This window comes from Mycobacterium sp. 1245801.1, from assembly GCF_001673055.1.
Lineage (GTDB): Bacteria > Actinomycetota > Actinomycetes > Mycobacteriales > Mycobacteriaceae > Mycobacterium > Mycobacterium europaeum_A.
Genome location: NZ_LZKY01000292.1, coordinates 1 through 7700, shown reverse-complemented (window position 1 = coordinate 7700; position 7700 = coordinate 1). Strand labels below are relative to the sequence as shown.

General features: G+C 62.9%; 6 protein-coding genes and 2 pseudogenes. 4 read left to right on the top strand and 4 right to left on the bottom strand.

The window, feature by feature from the left end:
• From A5622_RS18655 to A5622_RS18645, 3 genes and pseudogenes are all read right to left on the bottom strand, one after another.
• Positions 1–602, bottom strand: a pseudogene (locus tag A5622_RS18655) (esterase family protein); the annotation flags it as partial.
• Between the two features lie 37 nt (positions 603–639).
• Positions 640–1101, bottom strand: a complete 462-nt coding sequence (locus tag A5622_RS18650) for an SRPBCC family protein (protein WP_066862984.1) — start codon at positions 1099–1101, stop codon at positions 640–642.
• A 259-nt stretch (positions 1102–1360) separates the two neighbouring features.
• On the bottom strand, positions 1361–2470 hold the full coding sequence (locus A5622_RS18645) for a helix-turn-helix transcriptional regulator (protein ID WP_066880482.1): 1110 nt from the start codon (positions 2468–2470) through the stop codon (positions 1361–1363).
• Between the two features lie 514 nt (positions 2471–2984).
• Here A5622_RS18645 and A5622_RS18635 point away from each other — a divergent pair.
• The 4 genes from A5622_RS18635 (at position 2985) to A5622_RS18620 (ending at position 7335) form a co-directional block, all read left to right on the top strand.
• A complete protein-coding gene (locus A5622_RS18635; protein ID WP_066880478.1) occupies positions 2985–3905 on the top strand; it encodes a TIGR03619 family F420-dependent LLM class oxidoreductase in 921 nt (306 codons plus the stop codon).
• A gap of 373 nt (positions 3906–4278) precedes the next feature.
• Positions 4279–5271 carry an IS481 family transposase gene (locus A5622_RS18630; protein ID WP_066880484.1) on the top strand — a complete coding sequence of 331 codons (993 nt, stop codon included), beginning with the start codon at positions 4279–4281 and terminating at the stop codon, positions 5269–5271.
• Between the two features lie 32 nt (positions 5272–5303).
• A complete protein-coding gene (locus A5622_RS18625) occupies positions 5304–6551 on the top strand; it encodes an NAD(P)/FAD-dependent oxidoreductase (protein ID WP_197508044.1) in 1248 nt (415 codons plus the stop codon).
• Positions 6552–7098: 547 nt separating this feature from the next.
• Positions 7099–7335, top strand: a complete 237-nt coding sequence (locus A5622_RS18620) for a hypothetical protein (protein ID WP_066880474.1) — start codon at positions 7099–7101, stop codon at positions 7333–7335.
• On the opposite strand, the pseudogene A5622_RS29780 reads toward A5622_RS18620, so the two are convergent.
• Positions 7332–7700, bottom strand: a pseudogene (locus A5622_RS29780) (hypothetical protein); the annotation flags it as partial. The gene A5622_RS18620 and the pseudogene A5622_RS29780 sit on opposite strands and share 4 nt — an antisense overlap.

Genomic DNA, 7700 nt, shown 5'->3' with positions numbered 1-7700 from the left:
ACCCACTCGCCGCGATGCCGAAAACCCGACGCGGTCGAACCGGTGTCCACGGGCACCACCGCGCCCCGTTGCGGCGCAACGCCTTTGGACCTGGCGGTGTAGGCGGCGCGCAAATCGGTCTGGTCCGGCAGCGGTCCATTGGTCAGCTGGCCCCAGGCGGCGGAGACGGTCGGAAAATATCCCAGCCACGCGTTGATGGTCAGGCCCGCGCTCAACAGGCAGAACGATGCCGCGAACACGCACACATTGCGTCGCCACCACCCGGCGCGGCGCCAGCTGGCGACTGCGACCGCGACGGCCGAGCCCGCCAACGTGGTCCACAGCCACATTTGCCATGGCGGCGGTTCGCTGGCCAGCCCGAGGGTGCTGTAGTACCAGTGCGTCGCGGCGCCGGTGACAGCGCCGACCGCCGCGACCAGCGGGACCCGCCGGCTCCACCAGCGCCGCCCCCGCCAGGCGATGGAGTAGGCCAGCGCCGCAACGGTCATGACTTCGACGGCAAGGGGGAGCGCCCCGTGCATCAGCGAAACGCCGCCGCCCGCACCGGTTTCCTGCGCCGCACGCGCCAACAGTGACTCGGCGCTCAGCGCGACCGCCCGCATCGCGCGCCGCGGTCAGACATCGGCGATGTCACGGCGGTCAGGCATCGGGGCGCGAGACGTCACCTCGCCACGCGCCCGTCTCGCCCGGTTGGCTTTCGATGAACTTCTTGAAGCGCTCCAAATCACCGTGGACCCGGGCCTTGAGGATGCCGAGTTTGTCGGCGGCGTTCTCGAGGAAACCCTCGGGATCGACGTCCATCTGAGTGGTCACACGCGTCTTGTCGTCGTCCAGGCGATGGAAGGTGACGACGCCCGCGTGCTCGGGACCGCTGTCAGACTTCCACGCCACCCGCTCCTCGGGGTGCTGCTCGGTGATGGTGGCGTCGAACTCGCGCGAGATCGGTCCCACCTTGATGCGCCAATGTGTATGGGTGGCGTCGGTTTGCTGAACCTGCTCGACGCCTTCCATGAACTCCGGGAAGGACTCGAACTGGGTCCATTGGTTGTAGACGGTGCCGATCGGCTGGTTGACATCGATTGAGGCGGTAGTGGTGCTCACGGCTTCTCCCTGTTGTTCAAACGTATGGCTGTACTACCCGCGCCGGTTCGCCAGAAACGTCGGGGTTGCTTTCAGGCGTGCCGCAGCACCAGTAACTCGCCGGTCAACATTCCGTTGGCAGGAGCGGTGGTCGGCGGCGGCGACGGGCGATGATTCAGCTGGCGCAATATGCGGTGGTTGCTGGTAACCCCGCCATACTCGATTGCGCCGTATTCCCCGGGGGTTGCTGGTTACGCGCTAGGGACACGGCCCGGCCACTTCACCCATACAAGGGGGCAAGGGAAAGCACAAGCCGGACGAGTTCGGCTTGGCGGTGTGTGCCGGTCTTCTCGAAGACGTGTCGAAGGTGGGTCTTGACCGTCGTTACGGACACCGACAACTCCTCGGCGATCGGGTTCAAACCTTCGGCTCGTGTCACCATCAGCGCGATTTGGGCTTCGCTCTTTGTCAGACCATACAAGCGCCGCAAAAGCATCGCAGGAGGTTCGGTTTCTCGTTCGGGGTCGATGATCACGACGATCACTCGCCCGTACCGCGGGGAGCTAACGGTCCTCGGGTCGATCGGTAGTACGTGAACGATGTAAGGTCGCCGCCCGGAGGGCCTGGCGCAAACGAATGACCCGCCCCAGATGTCTTGGGTGTGGGAATCGAGTGCAGCCGCGATGCCTTCTTGCAGCATCGCGTCGGCTCGTCGTGTTGCGGCTTCCAGGCGTCCCTTGCGGATCCGCAGTCCGTCGTCTGAGCGCAGCACGCGCTCGGCCGCAGGGTTGGTATAGATGGGCCTGCTTCCGGGCGCAAGGATGACGATAGCCTGTCTGGCATTCTCGCTGGCCCAGACGAGGTCGCCACCGCGATGGGCGATGTCGGAGACGTGCAGCTGCATCCGCAGGGCTTGTTCGAAGTGGGGCACCAAATGCCGCGCTAACGCCACATTTTCCGCGGTGTCGAACCGTTCCGACCGTCTGGGCGTCGCTAGGGCAAGACTCGTGGCGCTTGGAGAATCGCTAAGACGGACGAACATTCCATCCTCGAAACCGTTGGGGCGGGCCCAATCCGTTGCGAATTCGCACCGTTCATAGGGCCACATCAGTTCCGCGCCGGGGCGCACAACACCCACCGGGCCGCTCTGGACCGCCGACAGCACATGGTCGAGTCGGGCAAAGTGCTCGGCATAGCTCTTGGCTGCGTCGGCTGGAATCTCGGCGTGTTTGATGATGCGTGTGGCGCCGTCGCTGACCACTAACGCCGCGCTCACACTGCCCCCAAATGCGCGGCCGACATCAGCCATGGTCACGTCCCAGCGTTCGGGAGTGATGACCGCGGAGTAAACCCCCGAAACTATCCGCGAGAACTCATCGAGTGTGGCCATCTTCGGCGTCCCGGTACCACCGCTGATGCTGCATATGCCCGTCCTGTGATTGGTCCGCAAAGCCTAACGCAAATCTCCTCCGTTTGGATGAGGCATCTCCGCATCGCGGCAGCGCTAATTAGCAGGAGGGCCGGTACAGGAGTCGACCGGCCGCATCTGGAGGAGCGGGGATGAAGTGCCTGGTGGCCGCTGATGAAGATCATCGTCACCGGCGGCAACAGCGGAGTCGGCCGGGCGACGGCTGCGGCGCTGGCCGCTACCGGTCACAGCGTGATAATCGCCTGCCGATCCCGGCCAACGCGGCACGAGCCAACATCGCGGCGGTCAGCACCGACCTGCCCGCCGGAACCTATCGGGCGCCTCGGTTCAACCAGTGGGGAAAGCCCGAGGCGACCAAAGTGCGGGAGAAGGCGTGCGACCCGGTGATGGCCCGCCGATTGTGGAAAGTGTTGGCCGACTTGACCGGCTGTGATTGGCCGGCACCGCACCGACGCAACGAAAGGCCGGCTGTCCCATGAAATTCTCACTCGCCCTGCCCAACTCAGTGCGCGTCAAGGCGCTCACGCAGCCCTGGGAACTCGGTGTGACCGGCGCTGATCAAACCGTCATGGCCAAACGCGTCGATGAACTCGGCTACGACATGATCGTCGTTCCCGAACACTTCATCGTCCCCAAATCACACGTCGAGCTATCCGGGCCACACTACTTTCACTCCACGGTGGCCCAGGCCTTCATCGCCGGCGCCACCCAACGCATTCGGGTCAATTCATTCGTCACCATCCTCCCGCTGCAGCATCCCGTCGTCATGGCCAAAGCGCTGTCAACCGCGGACTGGATGAGCAATGGCCGCATCACCGTTACCTTCGGAGTCGGTTGGGACGCAGAAGAATTCGATATACTCGGGGTACCCTTCGGTGAACGTGGCCGGATAGCCGATGAATACCTCGCCGCCATCCTCGAACTGTGGACCAGCGAAGCGCCCAGCTTCGACGGCCACTACGTCTCCTTCAAAGACGTGGCGTTCGAACCGAAGCCGGTGCAAAAGCCACATCTGCCGGTCTGGATCGGCGGCGATGCAGAGCCGGTGCTCAAACGCGCCGCGCGTTTCGCCTCGGGCTGGTCGCCGTTCCTGACCAAACCCGAGGACATCCCCACCAAACTCGACTTCATCAAATCCCAACCCACCTACGACGGCCGCGACTTCGAAGTGGTCTACGGCCTTGGTACCTCGCGCGTCGGCGAAGGCCACGTCGTCATCGACGATCCCACCCAGCGGCCCGGGATGAGCGCCCAGGAAATCATCGACCAGCTCGGCTGGTTCGCGGAACTGGGCGTGACGATGACCGGGCTCCCAGTCCCACCGGTCAGTGACGTCAACGCCTACCTCGACTACGCACAATGGGTCATCGAAGACATCAAACCGAAACTGCAATAGCCGCAGAAGGATTCACGGTGGGGCGTCAGGCAGAGGTCTTGCACGGTGTCAACGAAATCGTCCCAAACTAGGGGGTGTATGGAACTGGACCGAGATAGTGCTGGCCTTGTCGTCAGTCACTCAATACTCTGGGCCTCGGACGTGCGTGGAGCATGAATCACCGGGGCACATGGACACCGGCGAGCGAGGTTATCCGACAGACGGACGGAGAACGAGATGAAGCGTGCGGCTGTTGTCGGGGGCGGACTAGCTGTACTGCCCAGGGTCGTTGGTTGAGATGTGACGACACGCTGTAGCGGTCGTTGATGGGTGAAGGTCTCCTGTCGTGGAGTGGAGCTGCTACCACTGCACCCACAACGAACAGGAGACCTTCGTGGTCCACGCTAACGCTGTTTTGACGCCTCGAGGTCGGTTGATGCTGGCTCGTCGTGTCGTTGAGGAGGGGTGGCCGATCGTTCGGGCCGCCGAGCATTTCCACGTGTCGTGGCCGACGGCGAAACGCTGGGCTGTGCGGTATGTGGCGATGGGCGAGGCCGGGATGACCGATCGCCCTAGTCGGCCCCATCACAGCCCTAACCGCACACCGCCGCCGGTCGTGCGCCGCATCGTGGAGTTGCGGTGGCGACATCGCCTCTCACCGCTGGCGATCGCGTCGCGGTTGTCGATGCCGGCCTCCACAGTGCACGCCGTGCTAGTGCGGTGTCGACTGAATCGCCTGTCGCACATCGATCTTCGCACTGGAGAGGTCATTCGACGCTATGAACACGACCGCCCCGGTGCGCTCATCCACGTCGATGTGAAGAAGTTGGGCAACATTCCCGACGGCGGGGGCTGGCGATTCGTGGGACGAGCTCAAGGATGGCAGAACCGACGTTCGATGCCCGACACCAAACGCAGTCGTTACCGCAACGAATTGATGGGGCATGGCTTCGTGCACACCGTGATCGATGACCACTCACGGGTGGCCTACGCCGAAATCCATGACGACGAAACTGCGGCCACGGCGATTGCGGTGTTGCGACGTGCCGTGGGCTGGTTCGCTGTGCGCGGCGTGAGGGTGCAGCGCGTGCTTTCCGACAATGGCTCGTGCTATCGCTCCCATGCCTGGCGCCACGCCTGCGCTGAGCTGCACATCGTGCCTAAAAGAACCCGCGCCTATCGGCCACAGACCAACGGCAAAATTGAGCGCTTCCACCGCACCATGACCGCCGAATGGGCCTTCGCCCGTCACTACCCCAACGAACGCACCCGCCGCTCAGCCCTCCCAGCCTGGCTGCATACCTACAATCACCACCGGCAACACTCAGCGATCGGCAAGACCCCGCCCATCACACGGTTGACCAACCTGCCTGGGCAGTACAACTAGCCGGCCTCAGCGCTGGCTACCGGCTACACCGGTTGGGTTGGGAAGTCACGGTTTTTGAATCGCTGGGCCGTGTCGGAGGACGGGTGTGGTCGGAGTCCGAGAATGGCTTCCTGTTCGACCTCGGTCCGACCATCGTCACCGACGGCTACAGCGAATACATGAAATTGGTTGCCGACGTGGGCTTGTCAGACCAGTTGGTCGATTGCCCGCCGGAAATCGCTGTGGCGGAAGGCAATAACCTTCACATCATCGACACGCATAAACCGCTCAGGTCATTTCTTTCAACCAAACTGCTATCCCCGACAACGAAACTGCGGCTACTGGCACGTGGACTGCGGCTGATCAAACCGCTGTACGGCATGAACCCCTACGACCTGAGGAACCGTGTCCAGTACGACACCGAATCGATCGAAAGCTACGTCGATCGTGTGTTCGGACGCGAGCTGAACGAAGCGTTCTTCGAGGGCGTGACACGGTCAATGGTGACCAGCACACCCGGCGATGCGTCGGTAGTCGGCTTCCTTGCCGGCGCGGTCACTGCGTCGGGCAAGATGCAGACCCTCACGGGAGGCCTGCAGCGACTACCCATCAAGGTGGCCGCGGAACTCGACGTGCGCCTCAACTCACCCGTCCGCGCTGTGCGCCGTACTGACCGCGGAGTGGAGGTTCGGTACCAGAACGGCTCGGGGACCGAGTGCCAGGAACGCGCAGACGCGTGTGTGATCGCCACGCCGTTCCTTGCCGCCGCTGACTTGTATCCACCACTGCAAGGACCGGGGGCCGACATGCTGAAAAGGGGGAAGGACACAGGTTGCTCCTCGGTGCAACTGACTTATTCCAGGCCCACCGAGAAGCAACCGTTCCTCGTGATGGTGCCCGCGGCCACTGCCCGTGAGATCAGCTCGTTGTATCTCGATCACGTCAAAGCACCCGACCGCGCACCCGCCGGTACCAGCCTCATCACCGCGTTCTTTCCTCACACCCCGGCTATCGACTTGTCGACCTGGAGTGACGATCGTTTGACGACGACGACGCGGGAGCTGATCGAGCGGATGTTCCCTGAACTTCGTGACCACTTTGTCACCACTCGCGTCACCCGCTGGACATATGCCGCCAATGAGGCCGAGGTGGGCTACTACAAGGCCCTGCAACGATTCCTCGATAACTATCCGGCCGACGAACCGGTACAAGTCGCTGGCGACTATATGGCCTTACCCTCGCAAGAATCCGCCGTCGTGGCCGGTGTCAAGGCAGCTCGGAAGATCCACGCGGCGCGGTAAGAACGCGCAGCACCAGCCCGCGCTGGTTGACCGCTCAACGCACGACCGTGGAGCTCTTACCGACGAGTTGCCTGGCAGCTCTGACGACCGGAACAAACTACCGAAATTTAGTTAGGGATCGGATGTCGACCGCAAATCTGCCGCCACGATTCGACTTCACTGATCCGAATCTTTTACGCGAGTAGGCTGCCGGACACAGAACTAGCCGAACTGCGCAGAGCAGCGCCGATCTGGTGCACAGCGAGCCGGCGATTCATTGCGCGCAGTTGTTGTTACAGACGATGTCCAAATGCTTGCAGAACGTCGAGACGCCAGTAGGGCAGAGGAGTGGGTCAGTACCAGGTCAGCATGTCGAGCAGTCGCGGACCGGTGGTTTGGTCGAGGTAGCCGCCTAGGGTGCCCTCGTTACCGCGCGCAGCTTGGGTAGAGCCTCGGATTCCGGGTTGTGCTGCGACCGTTAAGGAGCGTTGCCGCAATCTTGATCTCGCACTCTTACCGTGGATATACGAGATAACGCCTATTGGCGACCGAAATCCCGGGGGTTTACATGACGACCGCAATCACCGCGCTTGAGGCAATCGAGGATGCGGACGACGCGAACGATCTTCTTTTGGCGGTCGCAGCACTGAACGCATCTGCGCCCCTAGGGGGCACCATTCATGTCGACAAACCGCGCTGGCGCCTCACGGAAGAAGAGATCGTGGGCGCGTCGATGACGGTGATTTTGGTGTCGCTCATGGTGGTGATCAGCGTCGCCGTGGGCACGGCCTTGACAATGAGCTAGCGACCGGAGATTACTGATCCGGTCAACCCAGTCTCGCGCCGCTCACTTGATGTCGCAGCCCAATTGGCGTCGCGGCCGAGGTAGCACAGGATCTTGTCCACGTTGGACTGGGCGGGGCCATCGGTGGCGTGCGCGAAACGTGCGCCGGGGCCGTCTCGCGCCTCTCCCTCTGGGGCGAGGAGAGCCAAAGGCAGCGCAGCGTCGACCACCTCGTCGGCGAGAGTGAAGGGGATGCTTCGCGATTTCGCGACGTCCCAGCCGTGGACGACGTAGTCAACGAACTGAAAGCCGATGGCCACCGCGCCGGGGAACGTCGCATCGGGCCCGAAGTCGGGAAGGGTGAATGACGCGGCGAGTACGGCATC